Annotated in this window: 16 protein-coding genes; 3 read left to right on the top strand and 13 right to left on the bottom strand. The window is 61.4% G+C overall.

Going from position 1 to position 19,839, the window contains the following annotated elements; translation table 11 throughout:
* Positions 1-43 precede the first annotated feature (43 nt).
* On the top strand, positions 44-1,171 hold the full coding sequence (hisC, locus tag HJB84_RS03365; RefSeq protein ID WP_221115277.1) for a histidinol-phosphate transaminase: 1,128 nt from the start codon (positions 44-46) through the stop codon (positions 1,169-1,171).
* 115 nt (positions 1,172-1,286) lie between these two features.
* Here hisC and rsmA read toward each other — a convergent pair whose 3' ends face one another.
* The 7 genes from rsmA to HJB84_RS03330 all read right to left on the bottom strand — a co-directional run bounded on the left by rsmA (position 1,287) and on the right by HJB84_RS03330 (position 9,782).
* Positions 1,287-2,147 (bottom strand): 16S rRNA (adenine(1518)-N(6)/adenine(1519)-N(6))-dimethyltransferase RsmA, encoded by an 861-nt coding sequence (gene rsmA / locus HJB84_RS03360; RefSeq protein ID WP_207583668.1) that lies wholly within the window; start codon positions 2,145-2,147, stop codon positions 1,287-1,289.
* Complete coding sequence (gene pdxA / locus HJB84_RS03355; protein WP_207583669.1) at positions 2,147-3,175, bottom strand: 4-hydroxythreonine-4-phosphate dehydrogenase PdxA; 1,029 nt, start codon at positions 3,173-3,175, stop codon at positions 2,147-2,149. Before pdxA ends, rsmA begins: the two co-directional genes overlap by 1 nt.
* A 6-nt stretch (positions 3,176-3,181) precedes the next feature.
* Positions 3,182-4,126, bottom strand: a complete 945-nt coding sequence (locus tag HJB84_RS03350; protein WP_207583670.1) for a peptidylprolyl isomerase — start codon at positions 4,124-4,126, stop codon at positions 3,182-3,184.
* A 188-nt stretch (positions 4,127-4,314) separates the two neighbouring features.
* Positions 4,315-6,642: an LPS-assembly protein LptD gene (locus HJB84_RS03345; protein WP_207583671.1), complete on the bottom strand. Its 2,328-nt coding sequence runs from the start codon at positions 6,640-6,642 to the stop codon at positions 4,315-4,317.
* Entirely contained in the window at positions 6,642-7,730 is a 1,089-nt protein-coding gene (gene lptG, locus HJB84_RS03340) for an LPS export ABC transporter permease LptG (protein WP_207583672.1), read from the bottom strand. The genes HJB84_RS03345 and lptG overlap by 1 nt, the downstream gene beginning before the upstream one ends.
* The gene (lptF, locus tag HJB84_RS03335) at positions 7,727-8,908 is read right to left on the bottom strand and encodes an LPS export ABC transporter permease LptF (RefSeq protein ID WP_207583673.1); all 1,182 of its coding nucleotides are present in this window, start codon (positions 8,906-8,908) and stop codon (positions 7,727-7,729) included. Before lptF ends, lptG begins: the two co-directional genes overlap by 4 nt.
* Before the next feature lie 100 nt (positions 8,909-9,008).
* Positions 9,009-9,782 carry a phosphatase PAP2 family protein gene (locus tag HJB84_RS03330; RefSeq protein WP_221115276.1) on the bottom strand — a complete coding sequence of 258 codons (774 nt, stop codon included), beginning with the start codon at positions 9,780-9,782 and terminating at the stop codon, positions 9,009-9,011.
* Positions 9,783-9,926: 144 nt separating this feature from the next.
* Between HJB84_RS03330 and HJB84_RS03325 the strand changes: the two genes are divergently transcribed.
* Both HJB84_RS03325 and HJB84_RS03320 read left to right on the top strand, forming a co-directional pair.
* Positions 9,927-11,417 (top strand): leucyl aminopeptidase, encoded by a 1,491-nt coding sequence (locus tag HJB84_RS03325; protein ID WP_207583675.1) that lies wholly within the window; start codon positions 9,927-9,929, stop codon positions 11,415-11,417.
* Positions 11,417-11,866 carry a DNA polymerase III subunit chi gene (locus HJB84_RS03320; protein WP_221115275.1) on the top strand — a complete coding sequence of 150 codons (450 nt, stop codon included), beginning with the start codon at positions 11,417-11,419 and terminating at the stop codon, positions 11,864-11,866. The genes HJB84_RS03325 and HJB84_RS03320 overlap by 1 nt, the downstream gene beginning before the upstream one ends.
* A 158-nt stretch (positions 11,867-12,024) precedes the next feature.
* Here the strand turns inward: HJB84_RS03320 and HJB84_RS03315 are convergent, their stop codons facing one another.
* The 6 genes from HJB84_RS03315 to HJB84_RS03290 all read right to left on the bottom strand — a co-directional run bounded on the left by HJB84_RS03315 (position 12,025) and on the right by HJB84_RS03290 (position 19,839).
* Complete coding sequence (locus HJB84_RS03315) at positions 12,025-12,951, bottom strand: Gfo/Idh/MocA family protein (RefSeq protein WP_207583677.1); 927 nt, start codon at positions 12,949-12,951, stop codon at positions 12,025-12,027.
* A 94-nt stretch (positions 12,952-13,045) separates the two neighbouring features.
* Positions 13,046-15,088: a prolyl oligopeptidase family serine peptidase gene (locus tag HJB84_RS03310; protein ID WP_221115274.1), complete on the bottom strand. Its 2,043-nt coding sequence runs from the start codon at positions 15,086-15,088 to the stop codon at positions 13,046-13,048.
* A gap of 69 nt (positions 15,089-15,157) precedes the next feature.
* On the bottom strand, positions 15,158-15,997 hold the full coding sequence (locus HJB84_RS03305; protein WP_221115273.1) for a polysaccharide deacetylase family protein: 840 nt from the start codon (positions 15,995-15,997) through the stop codon (positions 15,158-15,160).
* A 173-nt stretch (positions 15,998-16,170) separates the two neighbouring features.
* Positions 16,171-18,054, bottom strand: a complete 1,884-nt coding sequence (locus HJB84_RS03300) for an ABC-F family ATP-binding cassette domain-containing protein (RefSeq protein ID WP_221115272.1) — start codon at positions 18,052-18,054, stop codon at positions 16,171-16,173.
* An 85-nt stretch (positions 18,055-18,139) separates the two neighbouring features.
* Entirely contained in the window at positions 18,140-19,189 is a 1,050-nt protein-coding gene (locus tag HJB84_RS03295; RefSeq protein WP_221115271.1) for a diguanylate cyclase, read from the bottom strand.
* Positions 19,190-19,329: 140 nt separating this feature from the next.
* Positions 19,330-19,839, bottom strand: a complete 510-nt coding sequence (locus HJB84_RS03290) for a DinB family protein (RefSeq protein WP_221115270.1) — start codon at positions 19,837-19,839, stop codon at positions 19,330-19,332.

The raw sequence follows: 19,839 nt of genomic DNA, 5'->3' as shown, positions 1-19,839 counted from the left end.
CCCCTGGTAACCCGTTCCATGGAAATTCGAAAGCGCTCGATCGATGTCAGTCAATGAATCCGCAAGGCCAGGGATCGTCCCTAATCCGCATATATCGGCCTTGCCGATTTACAATGCGGGCATGAATATCAGGCTTGCGCGTCAGTTGAGCGGCCATGACGACATCGCGGCACTCGCCAGCAATGAAAATCCGAACGGCTGCTCGCCGAAGGTGATGGAAGCAATGGCATCGTCGGCCTTCAACCCGTCGCGCTATTCGGATCCAGCCTGCACAGAACTGAGAAACGCCCTGTCACGCCTGCTTGACCTGCCGCCCGGCCAAATCGTCGTCGGCAATGGCTCGGAGGAGATGGTCGCCGCCATCTCCCGTGCCTTCCTCGTCCAGGGCTCATCGGCATTGACCGTGACGCCGAGCTTCGGCTTGCACGAGATCGAGCCGCTTGCGGCGGGAGCACGGGTCACCAAGGTGCCGATGACATCGGATATGGGCTTCGACATCCCGGCTCTGGAAGCGGCGCTTGCAACCGGCCCGGCGCTTTTCTTCCTTCCCTCTCCGTCGAACCCGGTCGGTGCGGCGCTGACCCGCAGCGAGCTTGACAGACTGGTGGCCGCCACGCGGCCGCAAACGCTCTTCGTGCTGGACGAAGCCTATTTCGAATATATGGAAGAAGGGCAGGCGGACGGGATGGCGCTGGTTCGCAGCGGCAATTTCCCTTCGATCGTGCTGCGAACTTTCTCTAAGGCCTATGGACTTGCAGGCCTCAGAGTGGGCTATGCGACCTGTTCCAACCCCGAGATCGCCCGTATCGTTGCCGCTGCAAAGCCGCCGTTCAACGTGAACGCTGCAGCCCAGGTCGCGGCAGTCGCCGCGCTTGCCGATCAACAATGGATGAAGCAATCCGTCGAGCGCACAAAAACCGAGCGAGCACGGTTGGCGCGAGGTCTGGACGAGCTCGGCGTCTTCACCGCGTCTTCCCAGACTAATTTTCTTTTCTTCCGGACCACCCTTCCGAGCGAGCATGCCGCCAAGGCGCTGCTCGCAGACGGGATCATCGTAAAGCCGTGGCGCGAGGCGGGCTACGAAAATTGGGTGCGCGTCACCATCGGGACGCCCAAGCAGAATGATCGCGTTCTCGCTTCGCTAAACCATATTCTCAATGGTGCATCGTGAATCAGTATCCGAAACTGAATTCGCCTCGAATTTCCTTGCCGAAATTGCGGCAGCCGTCGGCCACAGCCGGTTATTTGGCATTTTTTTGCCGTGGCTTCCAAGAGCCGTCCGAGGCCTAGGTGCCGACTTCGCGGCTTGCCTTCGTCATCACTAAGCTGTTTGCGAGAAGGCAGAATTCCTCGACGGACAGGGTCTCCGCCCGCCGGGCCGGATCGATGCCCGCCTTGACGAGCAGGCTCTCACCGCCGAGCGGTTTCAGGCTTTGACGCAGCATCTTGCGACGCTGGCCGAAGGCCGCCTGCGTCACCTTTTCCAGATTGCTGACAGCGCAGGGGATGGGGTTTTCGCGGGGTGTCAGATGGACGACCGTCGACGTTACCTTCGGTGGCGGCGTGAAGGCCTGCGGCGGCACGTCGAAGGCCATGCGTGCCTCCGTCCGCCAGCCGCAAAGCACGCCGAGGCGGCCATAATGGTCGTCGTCTTCGCAGGCGACGATCCGCTCGCCGACTTCCTTCTGAAACATCAGCGTCAGCGACTGCCAGAATGGCGGCCAGGCTTTCGGCAGCAGCCAGTTGACCAAAAGCTGCGTGCCGACATTGTAGGGCAGGTTGGCAATGATCTTGATCGGGCCTTCCGGCGCCAAGGCCTCGAAATCGGTCTTCAGCGCATCGCCTTCGATCACCTCCAGCCGGCCCGGATAATGATCGGCGATCTCGGCGAGTGCCGGCAGGCAGCGTGTATCCCGCTCGATGGCGATAACCTTCCTGGCGCCGAGCGCCAGGATCGCCCGCGTCAGCCCGCCGGGACCGGGGCCGACCTCGAACACGGTCGCCTCTTCGAGAGCGCCCGCCGTCCGGGCGATCTTCTGCGTGAGGTTGAGGTCGAGCAGAAAGTTCTGCCCGAGCGCCTTGCGCGCGTCGAGGCCGTGACGCTGGATGACATCGCGAAGCGGCGGCAGGCCATCGAGTGCTGCCATCAGCGGCGGCTTTCCGCGCTGCGGCCGAGCTGGGCGGCAAGCTTCAGCGCCGCAACAAGGCTCTGCTCGCGCGCCAGTCCCTTGCCGGCAATGCCGAAAGCGGTGCCGTGATCCGGCGAGGTGCGCACGAAGGGAAGCCCGAGCGTCACGTTGACGCTGTCGTCGAAACCCAGCGCCTTGGCCGGAATCAGCGCCTGATCGTGATACATGCAGACGGCGACGTCATATCGCGCCCGCGCCTCGTCATGGAACATCGTATCGGCGGGAAGGGGGCCGATCGCATCGATGCCCTCGTCGCGCAGGCGCTCGATCGCCGGGCGAATGACATCCTCGTCCTCCTTGCCGATCGTCCCGCCTTCGCCCGCATGCGGGTTGAGGCCGGCAACCGCGAGCCGCGGCGCCTCGATGCCGAAGCGTTGCCTCAGGTCTTCATGAGCGATCCGGCAGGTTTCCACGATCAGTTCGCCGGTCAGTGCCTGCGGCACGTCCCGAACCGGGATGTGGATGGTGACGGGAATGGCCCTGAGCTTCGGTCCTGACAGCATCATCACGGGCGTCACCGGCCTGCCGGTTGCCCTGGCGGCGAGATCGGCGAGAAATTCGGTATGGCCGGGAAACCGGAAACCTGCCTCGTAGAGCACGGCTTTGGAAATCGGGTTGGTAACGACCGCGAGCGCCTCGCCGTCGATGACAAGCGAGACGGCTTTTTCGATTGCCGCGATCGTGCTCTTAGCCGTTGCCGCATGCGGCTCGCCGGCCACCACTTCGATACCGACAGGTACTGTCATGACGGGCAGCGCCTCGGCAAACATCCCGGCGGCCTCGCTGGCCTTATCCGCCTCGCCGATCGAAACCGAAAGGTTGAGCTGGCGGGCTCGCAACGCCAATACCTCGGGATCGCCGATCAGGAAGAAAGGCGGCAGCCCGAGTTCACGCCGCCGCAGCCAGGCCATCAGCGTAATATCCGGCCCGATGCCGGCGGGGTCGCCCTGGCTCAGCGCAAGCGGTCGCGAAAACGGTATCGTCATCGTCGGTCAGCGATAGGCGATCTGCGCCTTTTTGCGCAGTTCATCCAGATACTTCTTGCTGTTATCGTTTTCCGGGCTGGCGTCCTTGTCGGCCTTGGACTTGCCGAGATCTTCCTGACGGAACACCATTTCGGCCGCCTGGTCGTCGGAAACCTGGCGCTGGCTGCAGATTGCCAGATATTCGACGCCCTTGTCGGTGACGCGGGTCCCCGTCGTATTGCCTTTGGCCTGCTCGACCAGCGGCTTCCAATCCGGCGGGATCTCAGGGGCGAGCATGCGGCCGAGATCGCGCACGGAAACGTCGCGCATCGTTGCGGCAAAGACCTTCGCCTGATCGCAGCCCGGAAATTTCGAGCGCGACGCCTCGGCCTCACCCTTGCGCTTGCCGGTGATGGCATTGCGCTTGGCTTGCGGAACGACGAAGATGATCTGCTGCAGCATATATTCGGTGGTCACCGGCTTCTGCTTGTTGTTCTGCATCATGCGCGAGACGAGATCGTAGTTCGACAGCCGCGAGGTCGAACCGTATCGCGCGTTGACGACCCGCGGCCAGCTCATCTGCACGGCGATGAAACCCTTGAAATGGTCGACGCCAACGCCCGCGCGATCGAGGATCTGCGACATCTGCTCGACGGAAAGCTTGTTGCCGCTCGAAAAGCGGGCGAAAGACGCGTCGACGTCCTGTTGCGAAACCGACATATGGACTCGGGAAACTTCCTGGCGCTTGAGCGCCTCGTCGATCAATTGCTCCTCGGCAGCCTTGGCATCGGGTTTCGTATGCTGCAGGCGCATAAAGGCCTGGCGCTTGGCGACATCGCCGCTGGTGATGGCGGTACCGTTCACCACGGCCTTGACCTCACTTGCTGCAAGCGCTGGAGCGGCAACACCCGTCAGCAAGGCAATCGCTGCCCCGGCGAGGAACGTAGCTATAGCTTTTTTTGCGTCAATCATCTGTTGTTGACCTCCCAATAGCGCCGCGAGACGTTGTTCGCGGCGTTCTTACCATAGTGCGAGACACGCGGACATTCGCTTCCATCACGGCGCGAATCCCCTATGCCTCAGATATCGACTGGCGGCAATGTCCTGCACAGGCTTACGGCGAAAGAATGGCTTCAGGCCATGTTTGCGCTGTCCGCCCATCACTCGAGGGTGTCTGAGCCGATCTTGATGTCGCCGAGCGTGCGGAAGGTCAGCCGTGCGCCGATCGTCCAGTCGCTTGCCGTCTCGTCGCCGGAATCCCTGCTGTCGGTATACGCAATCGTGAAGATCGTGCATTCGTCGTCATAGGACAGGCCAAGCGTCCGGCGGCTGATCACATCATTATTCAGATCCCAGGCGATGCCGCCGAAAATCGACCAGTAATCCTTGAACTTGATTTTGCTGCTGGTCTGGAGCTCGTCATTGTCCGAGGCAAAGCCATATTCCGGCTGGGCGCTGAGATGGGTGAATGTCATCTGCGTGGAGAAGGTGTCGTTCTGGTAGGCCGTCGTCAGGTCGCCGCGGCGGAACTCGAAATTCTTCTCGTCGAGCCTGTACGAGCCCGTTACGGAAACGCCGAACGGTGTCTCGATACCGCCGAGGCCGACATAGTCGGAGCGAGTGGTTTCAAGGCCCGAATCCGCGCCGACATTGACAAGATCGTCGGTGGCAAACGAGTTCTGGCCGGCAATCTGATAAGACTGGCCGAAGATGCCGTGCAGCTTGTAACCGCTGTCAAACGTACCGGTGTACTGGACGCCGAGATTGGCGCGGGTGCCACCTTCGACGCGGTCGTAGCCCGAGAATTTGTCGCGGTCGAACAGTGAGGTGGCGTCGAAGACGAAGCTCTGCGCATCTTCGTTCGGCAGGCGGCCTGCGAGCTGCTCGTCGGGGCGGGCATAGATCTGCGCGATCGGCTCGAGGATATGGGTGCTGTTATCCGTCGTCATCAGGATCGGATAACGCATCTCCAGCCCGGCGGTGAACATCGAGCGGGTGGCGGAATTTCCGTCGCTGTAGTTGCCGGCGTAGCCTGTGGGGTCGTCCATATTCAGCGCGAAGGCGTCGCCGCGCGCCGCAAGCAGCGGCGTGATGACCAGGCCGGTCGGCGTGACGTAGGTGCGCTTCCACTGCAACTCGGTGGTCAGTCGCGACGTCTGGCCCTTCAGGCCGCGGAAGCGATCGAATCCGTCGACGGTATAAAAGTCGTCATGGGTGCGCGAAATATTCGTCAGGTTGACATCAGCCGACAGTTCGCCGCCTGCAAGCGGCTGCGGCGCTACATAGTGATAGTCGAGCGAGGGATAGACGATCGCCTGCTGTTTTTCGGCCGTGTTCGTTCGATCGGCATCCTGGACGTCGAAATAGAACGCCCGCATGTCGAAATAATTGCGTTTGCCAAGTCCGGTCAGGTAGATCTGGTTGGTGCGATCCGTGCCGGTGAAGTCCCGCAACTTGTAGGTTTTCGAGAAATTGTTGTCGCTCTGCATCATGACGTCCCAACCGAACGTCCAGCGCGGATTGATACGGAATTCGGCCTTCGAGGCCACCATGCCACGCTGACTGGCTTCGGCATCGCTGGTGCCGGAGCTGAAATTGTCCGGCTTTGCCTGATCTATGCCGGCGACGCGCAGGATATGCGTGCCGTTTTCGAAGCGCTGGCGGAATTCACCTTCGATGAGGAAGCCCTGGGCGGTGTAGCCGGTGCCGGTCACCGTCGCGTCCATGCTCGGCGAGATCACGTAATAATAAGGAACGGAAAGACCGAAGCCGAGATTCTGCGACAGGCTCATCGTCGGGAAGAGAAAGCCCGACTTGCGCTTCACCGTATTGTCGGGAACTTCGATGAACGGCAAGAAGGCGATCGGATGGCCGAGCAGCTCGAAGCGTGCCCTCTCCAGACGGATCGTGTGCGTCACGCCGTTCTGGATCACGCGCTTGGCCTTGACCTGCCAGAACGGCGCGCGCTTCGGATCTTCGGCGCAGGGAAGGCAGGCGGTGTAAACGCCCTTGTTGAGAATCATCATCGTGCCGCCGACGCGCTGGCCGCTTTCAGCGACTATGCGGGTATTGTCGGCGGTTTCAATGCGCAGCGAGTTCAGGAACCCGTCGGCAAAATTGTCGGTCACGTCTAGGTTGTCGGCATAGATGCGGTTGCCGTCGGGGCTGACCAGCTCGACATTGCCGACCGCCATCATCCGGCCGGTCTTCTGATTGTATTCGACCTTCTGCGCGACCATTTTGTAGCCGGCATAATTGATCTGCACGCCGCCGACCGCCGACACCAGATCGGCGTCACGGTTATAGACGAGTTCATTGGCCGAAAGCAGAAGCTTGGCCTCTGCAGGAATTTTCTTTCCAATCGTTTGGTCGGGCGCGCTGACCTGGCCGTAGGAGACCGGGGCGCTGCCGAAATAGGAATATAGAGTCGCGCCGACGAGCAGGGCAACCAACTGTTTACTAAAATACTTGCGGTCGCCTGCCGCCACTAGCCGTCCTCCTGATGAAGCAGAATTGTCGCACCTAAAGCCAGCGCGACGATCACCGGTATCCACGTCGCCACGAAGGGGGGCACAACTCCACTGCTTCCGAATGCCTTTACAAGCACGGTGATGACATAAAGCATGAAGCCCGAAAGGATGCCACCCAGAATCACGGAGCGAGATTGGTTGAACCGGCTAAATTTCAGGGACACTGTTGCGGCAATGAAAGTCATCGCCACCAGCAGCAATGGCTGGGACAACAGAGAGTTGAATTGCGTCTCCAGCGCCTTGGTCGAGATACCGAAGGATTTGGCCGCGGCAATGCGGTTGGAAAGGTCAAAGAAACCAATTGTTTCCGGCGCCGTCAGCCGCTCCTGGACGAAGTCCTGTTTCAGATTGGTGCGAAGTTGAACCGAAGCTTTACGCACGGGGATTTCGCCAGCCTTACGCTCGACAACGTTGTTAAGTTGCCAGTAACCATCTTCCAATTTTGCCGTCGCGGCGTCCTGTCTCAGAATGACCTGGCCGCTTGAATCGAAATGGATCAGCACCGCGTCGATCAGCTTGGTTCCGTTCTCCTGAACCGTCTGGGCGCCGATGATGACGTCGTCCCGGCCACTGATCTGGCGCAGCCACGGAATCTGCGGCGCCTTGCGCAGAACCGCGTTCTCACCGCGCCAGTCCGATTCGACCAGCAGCGCCTGGCGTTGTCCCCAGGCGGCAAGCGGATTGAGCGCCGTCATCGTCAGCAAACCAAGCAGCAGCGACCCGGCGATGAAGGGGAACATGAACTGCCAGACCGAAATACCGGCTGCGCGCGTGACGACAAGCTCATATTTGCGGTTGAGCCCGATCAGCACCGTCATGCCGACGAACAGCGCGATGAAGGGTACCGTCTGCTGCAGGATAAGCGGCAGGCGCACGGCGGTCATCAGAATGCCGCCGCCGATCGTGTAGCCGGGCAGGCCGGACATGCGGCCTGCCGTCTCGCTGAAATCGAGGAGGAAAGAAATCGCCGAGACGCCGATCAGGAACCAGCCCATCGTCACCAAGTAGCGGCGAAAGAAATAACGCGACAATGTCCCGAATATCATTGGGCCGTATCCCCGTCGGTCCTGCCGGTCGCGGCAAGCAGCCTTTCCTGTCCCCGTCTCCAGAAAGACGAAATCCGGTCCCGGATGAACGATGGAATGGCCAGTCGTTTGTGCAGGCCGAGGAAGACGATCGAGACGATGCCGCTGACGATCGGTATGGCATAGAGAACGACGATATATTCAGGGTCGGTGTCGATCTGATTGGCCGCATAAAATGCCGCCCATCGCAGCGCGAAGGCATAGGCGAGCGCGCTCACCATCGGATGCAGCCGCGCTTCGCGGTGCGAGCGCGCATCGCCGGCGATCGCCAGCGAAAACAGGGCAAAGACGACAGGCAGGATCCAGTCCGTCAGCCGGCGATGCAGTTCGGCGGTGTAGCTCAGCGGCCGGATCGTATAATCCTTGTCGGCCGGATCCGGATTGATCAGGAACCACAGGTCACGGTCGCTGGCGCGCAGCGTCGCCTGGCCGCGGCTTTCCGTCATGTCCGAGAGGTCGAAGGAATAGGAATCGAAATTGATCACCGAGACATTGCCGTCGGGCGTTTTGCGGTGCACTTCACCCTCATGCATGATCAGCGTCGTGCCCGTATCGTCGACGGCCCCTTCCTTCGCATAATACACCAGCTCGTAGGCGGGGTCGCGCTCGTCGGCGACGAAAAGTCCCTTCAGCATGCGGCCGGCCATCCGCTTCGAGATCTGCACATAAAGGCCTTCATCAAGCTTGCGGAAGGTCTTTTCTTCGATCACCGAAGACAGCAGGTCGGCATAGGTCTCGGCGATCATCTGGCGCACGACGGTTTTTGCGCGCGGCTCGACGACGTTGTCGACAAAGAAGGAAAAGACGCTGACGACGGCGGCAAGCAGCAGGATCGGGCGGATCAGCACGCTGCGCCGCGCCCCGGCCGCGTCGATGACGGTGAGCTCGGAATCATTGTTCATCGTCGTCAGCGTCTGAGTGATCGCGATAACGAGGGCGAAGGGCAGCACGACGGGAATGATCGACGGCAGGATCATCGTCGCGAGCTTGGCGAACGTGCCAATCGACTGGCCGCTGTCGGTGACCAGATTGATGCGCTGCAAAACCTGAGTCGTCCAAATGATCGCCAGAACGGGCAGGAGCGCCACGAGAAACATCTGGCCGACGCGCCGCAATATGTATGTCTCGAGTAGTTTCATGCCTGCCCTTGAAAGCACCTGCAAGCCCAAACGGCTTTGCAGGAGAATCCCTCTACGCTCTTTGTCGCGCTTTTGCGACAAGCTGGTGTCAAAAATTCATTCAAATTTCAGAATTTTTTCGATGCTGTTGCGACTCAGTTAACGCCAGCAACGCGGCGAAGACGACAAGCGACGAAAGCCATCCGAGAACGACGTCGGAGAGGTAGTGCGCGCCGAAGGATAGCCGCATCGCCGGAGTGAGAATCGCGATTGCCGCCACAGGTGCAGCCAGTGCATAACGCAGGGATTTTGGAACGAAGAGCAGAAGGCAGAAAAGCCATCCGGCGCTCGCAGCCTCACCTGAGATGAACGAGCAGTTCGAAACGCATTTTCCGGCAAGCGAACCGGCTTCGACGAAATTCAGGGCACCGCCAAAAATGTCCGTCTGTATCGGCCTCGGCCGACCCCAATGTTCCTTGAGGACAACATTGACGAGCAGCACCGGCCCAATCAGCAGCGTTCCGAGCGCGACGTTCAGTTTGCGCGCCCGTTCGGCGTTGAAGGTTGCGCCATGCTGCTGGTGGCATTCGATGAGTTTCCACACCATCACGATCGCCACGACATAGGGCAGACGGAAGAAGACGGTGCGCAGAAGGTCGAAGTTCCCCGAGTCGCGATAGGGAAAGCCGCCGCAGATGCTGCCGGCGGCGGCAGCCGCGTCGCAATCTGCACGCACGAAAAAAAGCTGGGAAAAATAGATGTCTATCCCGGGGAAGGCGCGGAAGACGATAAGCAGCGCCCACCACGTCCAGAACAGCAGCACGAATGCACCGAAAGTCGTTTTCGGCAGGCGGATTGCTGGGCCCCGCCATCGATTTTTCGAAAAAATTGTCAACGCGAATATCTATGAAACTGACGAAAACACGAAGGCCCTGATGGCCGCGGGCGACCATAACAATTGTCGCAAGCCATTGACAGACCCGCCAAACGCGAAATTATCCGCCATGGACGGATTTCAAAGAATCCCAGCGGAGAAGACATGTCAGCAAAGTTCGAAATTGCATTCTCAAAATCGGCAAAGCTCAATGGCGGCCTGGCGATCCTGTTGAAGACTGCGGAGGCCGACAGCGCCGCAGGCACCGAAACGGTCGACCCTGCAGGCGTGATCGCCAAGGCTGCTAGGATCGCCCGATTCTCCGCGAAATCCATGAGCGCGCTCGATATCGTCGCCCCGGAAGGCGCATCCGTCGAGCGCATCGTCGTCATCGGGCTTGGCAAGGCCGCCGACCTCACCGCCCATGACTGGCTGAAGGCCGGCGGTATTGCGGCAGCGAGAATCAAGAATACCGACAAGGCCGCCGTCTTCATCGACGTGCCTGGCCTTGAGACGAGCGCGCGGGCAGCTGCCGATTTCGCGCTCGGCATGCTGCTGCGCGCTTACAGTTTCGATACCTACAAAACGAAGAAGAGTGACGACGAGGAAAAGGCGGCGAAATCCGTCAAGGTGACGATCGTCACCGCCGATCCGAATGGTCCCAAGAAGGCGTTTTCCGATTCCGAAGCGATTGCCGGCGGCGTCAATCTTGCCCGTGATCTCGTCAACGAGCCACCGAACGTGCTCGGCCCCGTCGAGTTCGCCGCTAAAGCGAAGGAGCTGGAAAAGCTGGGCGTCGACGTGGAAATCCTGACGGAGAAGGAGATGCGCCGTCTCGGCATGGGCGCCCTTCTCGGCGTCGCCCAGGGCTCCGTGCGTCCGCCGCGCCTGGCGGTCATGCAGTGGAAGGGCGGCAAGGGCAAGGATCGTCCCATCGCCTTCATCGGCAAGGGTGTCGTCTTCGATACCGGCGGCATTTCGATCAAGCCGGCCGCGGGCATGGAGGACATGAAGGGCGATATGGGCGGTGCCGCAGCCGTCACCGGCCTCATGCATGTTCTCGCCTCCCGCAAGGCCGCCGTCAATGCCATCGGCATTATCGGCCTGGTCGAGAACATGCCTGACGGCAACGCCCAGCGTCCTGGTGATATCGTCACCTCGATGTCCGGCCAGACGATCGAGGTGATCAATACCGATGCCGAAGGCCGCCTCGTGCTCTGCGATGCCCTCTGGTATTGCAACGATCGTTTCAAGCCGCAGTTCATGATCAATCTCGCCACGCTGACCGGCGCCATCATCGTGGCGCTCGGCAATGTGCATGCCGGCCTGTTCTCCAATGACGACCAGCTTTCCGCCCAACTGACGGCAGCCGGCCTTTCGACCAACGAGAAGCTCTGGCGCATGCCGCTTGGCAAGGACTACGACAAGCTGATCGATAGCAAGTTCGCCGACATGAAGAACACCGGCGGCCGACAGGCCGGCTCGATCACCGCGGCGCATTTCATCAAGCGCTTCGTCCAGGACACACCCTGGGCGCATCTCGATATCGCCGGCACGGCGATGGGCTCGCCGCAGGATGAGATCAACCAATCCTGGGGTTCCGGTTTCGGGGTGCGCCTGCTCGACGAGCTCGTTCGCGCTCATTATGAAGCCTGATGACCGACGTTCTCTTCTATCATCTGACCGAAACCAGGCTGGAGGACGCGCTTCCGCCGCTGATCGACAAGAGCGTCGAGCGCGGCTGGCGTGTCGCCATCCAGACGCGCGAGCCGGCGCGGCGCGATGTTCTCGACGCGCATCTTTGGACGTTCCGCGAGGAGAGCTTCCTGCCGCACGGCACCGACGAGGGCGATTTCGCCGAAAGCCAGCCGGTACTTTTGACGGTGACACCTGATAATGCCAATGCTGCGACCGTGCGTTTTATCATCGACGGCGCCGAGCCGCCGCCGGTCGATGGCTATGAGCGCGTGGTCTTCATGTTCGACGGTCACGACCAGGAGCAACTGGAGGCCGCGCGTGCACAATGGAAGAAGCTGAAAGGCGAGGGGCATAACCTCACCTATTGGCAGCAGACTTCGGAGGGACGGTGGGAGAAGAAGGCTTGAGCGGTTCACCGCGGTGGTGGCGCGTTACCGCCTCGAGCCTTTGTCGTCGTCGAGATTCGTGAGGATATTGAGCGGCACGATCCCCCCCGGCTGGGGTGAGCCAGGCCGTTGCCCGTCGCTGTTGACGGGCAACTCCTCGGCAAAGATTGCCAAATGGCTCAGTCGTGGAACGCGTCCACGAACTTCCGCTTGCCGAGCATGAAGGCGTCGGCGACGTGGCGCAGCGGCGCGAGATCGACATCCGAATTGCCGGCTTTGATGATTTCGGCGAAGCGACGGTAGAGCGAGGGATATTCCTGCTCCGGCTCGGCGAATGTCAGCGCTCCATCGATAGAAAGCTTGGCGCCGCCCTCGGCGAGAACCATCTGGCCTGCTGCCGTGTCCGCCACGATGTCCCAGCTCTGCTTGCCGGTCTGGCGCCAGTCGAATTCGGCATGAACCGGCAGGCCGTCGGCATCGCGGAAGCGAATGTCGGAAGCGATCGGCGCGTCGCGGTTGTCGGGAAATTCGAGCACGGCCTCGGTGATGAAGATCGGCCGCGGCAGGATGTGGGTGACGATCGACAGCGCGTTGATGCCGGGATCGAAAACGCCGAGGCCGCCGGCCTGCCAGATCCAATCCTGGTTCGGATGCCAGTGGCGGACATCCTCCTTCCAGATCACGTGCACGCTTTTGATCGTCGTCGAAGCCAGAAACGCCTTGGCCGCCTCGACGGCCGGCGCATAGCGCGAATGCCAACTGGCAAACAGCGACGCACCCTGCTTGCTCGCAAGCGCCTCGAGATCGGCCACTTCGCTCAGCGTTGCGCCGGGCGGTTTTTCCAGGAAGACGTGTTTGCCGGCGACGAGGGCCTTATAGGCTGCCTCATAACGATATTGCGGCGGCATGCAGAGCGAGACGGCATCGACCGACGGCTCGGCGTCGAGCATCGCCTCGATCGTCGTATAGCTCCTGATGCCTTCGACCGTGCCGTGGCGGCTCGCCGTGGCGACAAGCTCGAAATCCGCGTTCTTGGCGATGGAGGGGAGGTGCTGGTCGCGGACGATCTTGCCGACGCCGACGATGGCGAGGTTGATTGGGGACATGGTATTTTCCAGCCTGTATGAAAAGTATGATTTATTGCGCTTTGTAGCAGAAAGAGGCGTGCCGACAAGCTCTCCTCCTCCATTCTGTTGGATACTAGCCCATGATGGTCTGGCGAAGGAAGCTGTAACCCATTGCCGCGCGGGCGGCGCGTTCTTCGGAATTGCCGTCGCCGCCATGCCCGCCTGAGCCGAATTCATGGAAGAGCGGCCGGTGTCCTTCTTCCTCCAGCCGCGCGGCGAAGCGGCGCGCATGCGAGGGATGCACGCGGTCGTCATTGGCGGAGCTTTCGATATAAATCGGCGGGTAGGTGATCTCGGTCGCCGGCCTGACATTGTGAAGCGGCGAATAACCGAGCATGAAATCCCGGTCCGCCGGCGTCTCCGGATCGCCGTATTCGTCCATCCAGGCTTGCCCTGCGCTGAAAAGGTGAAAGCGTGTCATGTCGAGCACCGGTACCTGGCACCAGACGGCGCCGAAATCTTCAGAGTAACGCGTCAGCATCACGCCCGTCAGCAGGCCGCCATTGCTGCCGCCCTGGCAGGCGATCCGCGACGGCACGGTATAGCCGCGGTCGACGAGGTCGCGGGCGATGGCGACGAAATCGGCAAACGCCCGGTCTCGCCCCTGCCGCTTGGCACTGCGATACCAGTCGGGCCCGAATTCGCCGCCGCCGCGGATATAGGCCTGCACATAGGCGCCGCCTTGTTCCAGCCAGCGTCCCGTCACCCCGGAATAGTTCGGCGACAGCGAGACGTCGAAGCCACCATAGCCGTAAAGCAGCACCGGCAGCGCCCCCTTGGTCCACTGCTTCGGCAGGACCAGCCGGTAGGCAACCTTGGTTCCGTCCTCGGAAACGGCCTCCAGCAGTTCGGATGACATACCGGTCGCATCGAAATAGCTGGGCGCCGCGGCGACGAAAATCGGCCCGGCCTCCTTGCTGCGGTCCGACAGCGCGAGGCGGTAACAGGCCGGAGCCTGCAGGAAACCCTGGCCAACGATGCAGAGCGTATCGTCGCCAAGATGCAGATCCGCATAGAGCGGCCTGAAATGAGCCGTCTGCATGTCCGCCGGCAGCGCGATCTCGCGCTGTTCGGCATCGGGCTTTGTCAGGTCCAGCACCAGGAGACGCGGACGAAGCCGATCGGAGATGATGAAGACGCACCACTCGCGCATCAGCATCATCTGCGAGATCGACTGGCCCTCGCCAGGCTGAAACAGGATCCGCGCCGGCCCGAGCGGAACCGTCTCCGAACTCGGATCGAAGCGCTGCAGCACGAGACTGCCGGTGGCAACGCGCTCATCGGTCTTTGCCCGCCAGAGGCAATGATCATGATTGAACTGGAAGTCCGCCTCCTTGGGCAGATCGATGCGCCGCCGCGTGCCGTCGTCGCCGATCAGGAACGCGCTGGCCACGCCGATCTCATGGGCGGCGACGAAAATGTCGATCAATCCGGCATCCGCCGAAGCGCCCGACAGGGCCGGGTCGATGACGAGATTAAAGCCGTAGACGTCCTCGTTTGCGGCTTCGAACATGGCGGTGGCATCTTCTGGCCGCTGCCCGCGCTTCAATCGCCGCCCGACCCGTGGCCATCCGGAGCGGGTCGACGAAAATCGGTCGATGGAGCCGAAATAGCAGATCTCGTCGCGGCTCAGCCAATTGGCATGCGATCGTGCGGTCGGCGTATCGAAACCGCCCTCGACGATCTGCTTGCTCTCGGCGTCGAACTCGAGCAGCCGGTTAAGGTCGGAGCCGCCGTCGGAAAGCGTGAGCAGCACCCGCGTCGGCTCCCACGGGCAGGTAACCGCGCCGCGCCAGCTCCAGCGCTTGCCTTCACTGGCACAGAAGGCATCGAGATCGAAGACCGGCTCCCAATCGGCGTCCGGCAGCGGTTCCTGGTCGGCAGGCAGACGGAGCCAGACGCCGAGAGGATTGTCCTTGCTCTGCCGGAAATCGAACAGCCAGTCGCCGCGGCGCATCGGCACGATCAGCCTGTCCTGCCGTTCGATCAGCGCCTTGATCGCGTCCCGATCCCTGACGAATTCAGCTGTTCTGAGTGCAGCGTCGGACACCCGGTTATGCTCGTCGATGAACTGGCGGGTGCGCGGATCGTCGTCCGTTTCGAGATGAAGGTTCATGTTCGACCTGCCGGTTTCCGTTGACGTCGCTCAGATCTAGGCAGCCGGTCCAGGCTTGGCAACCCGGCTTTAACGGGTCGTCACGAAATCGGCCGAGGCAACGAGATTGTTCGGCGCCTGCGTCTTCTTGAACTTCAGCGTCACCACCTTGTAGCCTTCGGCTTCAAGGTCCGAAAGCAGGGTCGGCAGCATCGTTGCGGTGCGCTTGTGGATGTCATGCATCAGAATGATGCCACGGCCGCGCTTGCGCAGCAGGTCCATCGTCCGCTGAGTCACGGAGGCCGGTGTTGTGGCGAAATAGTCCTTGCTGTCGATATCGACATCCATGACTACCAAATCGCGCATGGCGATCGCGGCGCGCAGTCTGTGGTTCTCGGAAAGATAGGGGAAACGGAAAAAGGAAACGTCGGTCCCCGTCGCCTTGGTCACCGCCAATTCGCCCTTGATCACCTCGGCCATCGCCGCGTCGAAATCAAGCGCACTCAGGTTGGCGTGGTCATAGGTGTGACTGCCGATCGTGTTGCCGTCCTCAGCGACCTTGCGGGCCAGCGCCGGATGCATTTCGGCCATTTCGCCGACCATCATGAAGGCGCCCTTGACGCCGAACTGGTCGAGGATCGCCAGCACCTTGTCGGTCCGGCCGGGGATCGGGCCGTCGTCGAAGCTCAGGATCACCTCCCTGTCCTGCAGCTTGAGATCGGCGAGCGACGAGACTTCCAGCATCCGTCCGGCCAGATGGTGCCAGCCGGTCATGCGCGGCGGCGCATTGTCGCCGACATAGGCAAGTTTCCGCTCCTCGGGCGCGATCACCGAGGAGGTCTTGATCGATGTATCCGGGGCTTTGGTGGTGGTGCAGGCAGATAGGGTGGCCGTAAGGGCCATGCAGGACAGAATGAAAAAACGATACATCGAAAGGGCTCAACAAATCGGTAACGAATGTTGAGACAACCTTTCGGATTATGGTTAACGATTGGTTGATGGTGGCCGGAATTGTGCCGGTCCGCGGCACTTCCCCACGCTTTCGTTAGAGCATGATGCCGGAAAAGTGTGAGCGGTTTTCGGGCGGCATCTTGTTCTAAGGCCTATCCCGCCATCGCTTCTTCGTATTCGGCCGAAAGCATCAGCCAGTCTTCCTCGGCGGCAGCCAGTTTTGCCGCAGCCTCGCCGCGCTGCTTGACCTTCTCGGCAGCCTTGGCGGGCGTTTTCTCGTAAAGCGCGGGATTTGCAAGTTCCGCGTCAAGCGCCTGAATCTGTTTCTCCAGCTTCGCCGTCAAGGATTCGATTTCGTTGATCTTTTTCCTGAGAGGCGTCAGCGAGGCGCGACGTTCGGCATTGAGCTTGCGCTGGTCGGCCTTCGATGTCGCGTCTTCAGTTAGCTGCGGCTTTTCTTCTTTTTTTTTACCTGAACTGACGATGAGGTCGCGATACTCGTCCATATCGCCTTCGAAGGTCGTCACCGTACCGCCATTGACCAGCCACAGCCGATCGACCGTCGCCTCGATCAGATGACGATCGTGCGAGATCAGGATGACGGCGCCTTCGTAATCGTTCAGGGCCTCGATCAGCGCACGGCGGCTGTCGATGTCGAGATGGTTTGTGGGTTCGTCGAGGATCAGCAGATTGGGCGCATTGAAGGCGGCAAGCCCCATCAGCAGGCGGGCCTTTTCGCCGCCGGAAAGATCCTTGGCGGCGGTCGCCATCTTCTCGGTGGCAAGCCCCATCTGGGCGACGCGGGCGCGCACCTTGGGCTCCGGCGCGCCGGGCATCAGCCGGCGCACATGCTCCACCGGCGATTGCTCGGGGATGAGATCGTCGAGTTGGTGCTGCGCGAAGAAGCCGATCTTCAGGCTCGGCGCCAGCTTCACTTCGCCGCTTTCCGGCGCAAGCCGGCCGGAGATGAATTTGGCGAAGGTCGATTTGCCATTGCCATTGGAGCCGAGCAGGGCGATGCGGTCGTCATTGTCGATGCGCAGGTTGAGGTTCTTCAGGATCGGATTGCCGGGCTCATAGCCGACGGCGCCGCTCTGGATCGCGACGATCGGCGAGGCCGGCTGCTTTTCCGGCTCGGGAAAAGTGATCGGCTGTACGTGGTCCTCGATCACCGCGGCGACCGTTCCCATGCGCTCGAGCGCCTTGACGCGCGATTGCGCCTGCCGGGCCTTGGAAGCCTTGGCCTTGAAGCGATCGATGAAACCCTGCAGATGTTTGCGGGCCGCGTCGTTCTTGGCCTTGGCCTTGGTCTGCAGCTCGTCGGCTTCCGCCTTCTGTCGCTCGAACTGGTCGTAACCACCGCGATAGAAGGTCAGCTTCTTCTGGTCGAGATGGACGATTGCATTGACTGCATTGTTCAACAGGTCGCGGTCATGGCTGATGATGATGACAGTGTGCGGATAGCGCCGGACATAGTCTTCCAGCCATAGTGTACCTTCGAGGTCGAGATAGTTGGTCGGCTCGTCGAGCAGCAGCAGATCCGGCTCGGAAAACAGCACGGCGGCAAGGGCGACGCGCATGCGCCAGCCGCCGGAAAAGGAGGAGGCGGGGCGGGCTTGCGCCTCCTGGTCGAAGCCGAGGCCGGCAAGAATGCTCGCTGCGCGCGCTTCGGCGGAATGCGCGTCGATATCGACGAGCCGCATCTGGATTTCGGCGATGCGGTGCGGATCGGTCGCCGTCTCCGCTTCGGCAACGAGGGCCGCGCGCTCCTTGTCGGCTGAAAGCACGATCTCGATCAGCGCGTCCTCGGTCGCCGGCGCTTCCTGCGCCACCTGGCCGATGCGCGCGGCTTTCGGGATCGACACCGACCCGGTCTCCGAGCCGAGATCGCCGGTGATGACGCGAAACAGCGTCGACTTGCCGGCGCCGTTCCGCCCGACGAGCCCCGCCTTCGTGCCCGAGGGCAGCGAAATGCTGGCATTATCGAGAAGCAGGCGCCCTGCGATGCGGGCGGAAATATCGGTGAGCGTGATCATGGCTGGCGTTTTGGCCGAAAGCGTCCGCCAAGGCAAGAGCGCTTGTTCCGCGGTCGTCCCGTTCGGCAGCGTGTCGTCCGCGACTTCAGTGTCCGAAAGCCTGCACCGGCCGTCGCGGATTGGACTGCGCGGCGAGAAGCGCCACCCGGGCATTGGCCTGCAACTGTCCCGGTGTTGCCGCATCGGTGCTGAGCGCCACGCCGATCGAGATGGTCAGCCTGCCGTGATCGGCGTTGTCCGAGGTTGCGAACACGAGATTGTCCTCGACGGAGGCGCGCAGCCGCTCGGCGATCGTCATGGAATCCTGCATGCCGACATTGGAAAACAGCAGCGCGAACTCGTCAGCCTCGGTGCGGGCGACGAAGTCGTTCTTCTTGACCGACTTGCGGAAAAGCCCGGCGAGCTTCTTCAGCAGCTTGTTGCCTGCCTGGGCGCCGTATCTTTCATTGAGATCGGAAAAATTGTCGATATCGACCATGATCAGCGCACTGCCGGCAAAACCTTCTTCGCGCTCATAGAGATCGGCTATCTCCCGGTTCAGCGCGATGCGGTTCGGGAGCCCGGTGACCCTGTCGGCGACGGCGGCCGATTGCATCGCCGAAATCCCGCGTTCCAGAGTTTCCAGCCTCTTGATGTCATCCTGCAGCTTAGCCGCGATCTCCGTCTCCGCCGATAGCACCGTCGCAAGCGAGGCGGAGAGGTAGTCGACCTCGCCGAGGAAGGCGGCAAGGCTCTGGTCGTTATAATCGGAAACCGATTTCAGGATCGTGCCGCAGGCGCGTGCAAAGGCGTCCTTGTGCCTCAGTCCTTCGGCAAGCCTGTCCGCTACCTCACGCAGCATGCGGCTCGCCTCGTTCCTCGACGTCTCACCCGCCAGCCCGCAATGGCCGACGAGGCGATATTTCAATCCGAGTTCGTCGAGCATCGCCTGTTGCGGCTGGGACCCGAGCGCGGCGATATCCTGCGCAAGACCGGCATTCAGCCCGATAATCGCCTCGTGGAAGAGTTCGTAGTTGCGCGGCAAGGCGACGACGTTCAGGCGCGCCAGATGCTGGGCGATCTTCTGAATGTAGGCGGTGGGCGCTGGGCGCGCCGCCTCGCGCGGCATCAATGCGTTTGCGCTTGCATTCTGCATGATAATCCCTCGCGGCCGGGCTTCTTCCCTTCATTCCGCTATGCGCGCAAGGCTTTTAAGAGAGGCTGAATCTTTGGACGGAAAGCGCCGGCTTGGCAGTGGAACCGGCAAAGGCGGTTAATGCAGTCTTGAAGGCTGCCTCACATCCACTCGCGGCCCTCACTGCGCAGGAAGTAGATGAGATCGAGACTGAGGCTCGGCTTGCCGAGCGCCGTCAGCGTCATGTGGCACTGGCCGCGATGATGGCTCTGGTGGTTGAAGAGATGCGCCAGCGCCGGCGACAATGGCTGGGTGATCTCGATCGGCTGCGTCACCGGCGAATACGTGAAGTCGGCGGCAAGGGCTTTCTCATCCAGCATGCCCGTCCAGGCAATGATACGCTCGTCCTCAGCCTTGCGTGCGGTTGCAAGCGCATCGAATTCCTCGAAGAGCACGGCATCGAGTGTCGCCGGCGCGTCGCCGGTGCCGGTGAAGCGCTTCATCCAGATCCGGTCGGCGACGAGCAGATGATTGAGCGTGCGATGCAGCGACCCGAAGAAGGCGCCGCGGTCGCTGCGGAATTCCGCGTCGCTGAGTTCGGCCGCGACGGCATAGATCTGGGCGTTGGCCCAGCAATTATAGGCGGCAAACATCCTGTAATGTCTGAGCAT

The organism is Rhizobium sp. NZLR1b, assembly GCF_019685155.1.
In the GTDB taxonomy this organism is placed as follows: Bacteria; Pseudomonadota; Alphaproteobacteria; order Rhizobiales; family Rhizobiaceae; genus Rhizobium.
The sequence above is the reverse complement of the archived record's forward strand: the minus strand, read 5'-3'. Positions and strand labels throughout refer to the sequence as shown.

What these genes read in the sequence shown, in the direction of transcription:
- HJB84_RS03300 (WP_221115272.1), bottom strand. Translation starts at nt 18,054, where the DNA reads ATGATCACGCTCACCGATATTTCCGCCCGCATCGCAGGGCGCCTGCTT.
- hisC (WP_221115277.1), top strand. Translation starts at nt 44, where the DNA reads ATGTCAGTCAATGAATCCGCAAGGCCAGGGATCGTCCCTAATCCGCAT.
- HJB84_RS03295 (WP_221115271.1), bottom strand. Translation starts at nt 19,189, where the DNA reads ATGCAGAATGCAAGCGCAAACGCATTGATGCCGCGCGAGGCGGCGCGC.
- HJB84_RS03325 (WP_207583675.1), top strand. Translation starts at nt 9,927, where the DNA reads ATGTCAGCAAAGTTCGAAATTGCATTCTCAAAATCGGCAAAGCTCAAT.
- rsmA (WP_207583668.1), bottom strand. Translation starts at nt 2,147, where the DNA reads ATGGCAGCACTCGATGGCCTGCCGCCGCTTCGCGATGTCATCCAGCGT.
- lptF (WP_207583673.1), bottom strand. Translation starts at nt 8,908, where the DNA reads ATGAAACTACTCGAGACATACATATTGCGGCGCGTCGGCCAGATGTTT.
- pdxA (WP_207583669.1), bottom strand. Translation starts at nt 3,175, where the DNA reads ATGACGATACCGTTTTCGCGACCGCTTGCGCTGAGCCAGGGCGACCCC.
- HJB84_RS03350 (WP_207583670.1), bottom strand. Translation starts at nt 4,126, where the DNA reads ATGATTGACGCAAAAAAAGCTATAGCTACGTTCCTCGCCGGGGCAGCG.
- HJB84_RS03305 (WP_221115273.1), bottom strand. Translation starts at nt 15,997, where the DNA reads ATGTATCGTTTTTTCATTCTGTCCTGCATGGCCCTTACGGCCACCCTA.
- HJB84_RS03320 (WP_221115275.1), top strand. Translation starts at nt 11,417, where the DNA reads ATGACCGACGTTCTCTTCTATCATCTGACCGAAACCAGGCTGGAGGAC.
- HJB84_RS03310 (WP_221115274.1), bottom strand. Translation starts at nt 15,088, where the DNA reads ATGAACCTTCATCTCGAAACGGACGACGATCCGCGCACCCGCCAGTTC.
- HJB84_RS03315 (WP_207583677.1), bottom strand. Translation starts at nt 12,951, where the DNA reads ATGTCCCCAATCAACCTCGCCATCGTCGGCGTCGGCAAGATCGTCCGC.
- lptG (WP_207583672.1), bottom strand. Translation starts at nt 7,730, where the DNA reads ATGATATTCGGGACATTGTCGCGTTATTTCTTTCGCCGCTACTTGGTG.
- HJB84_RS03290 (WP_221115270.1), bottom strand. Translation starts at nt 19,839, where the DNA reads ATGCTCAGACATTACAGGATGTTTGCCGCCTATAATTGCTGGGCCAAC.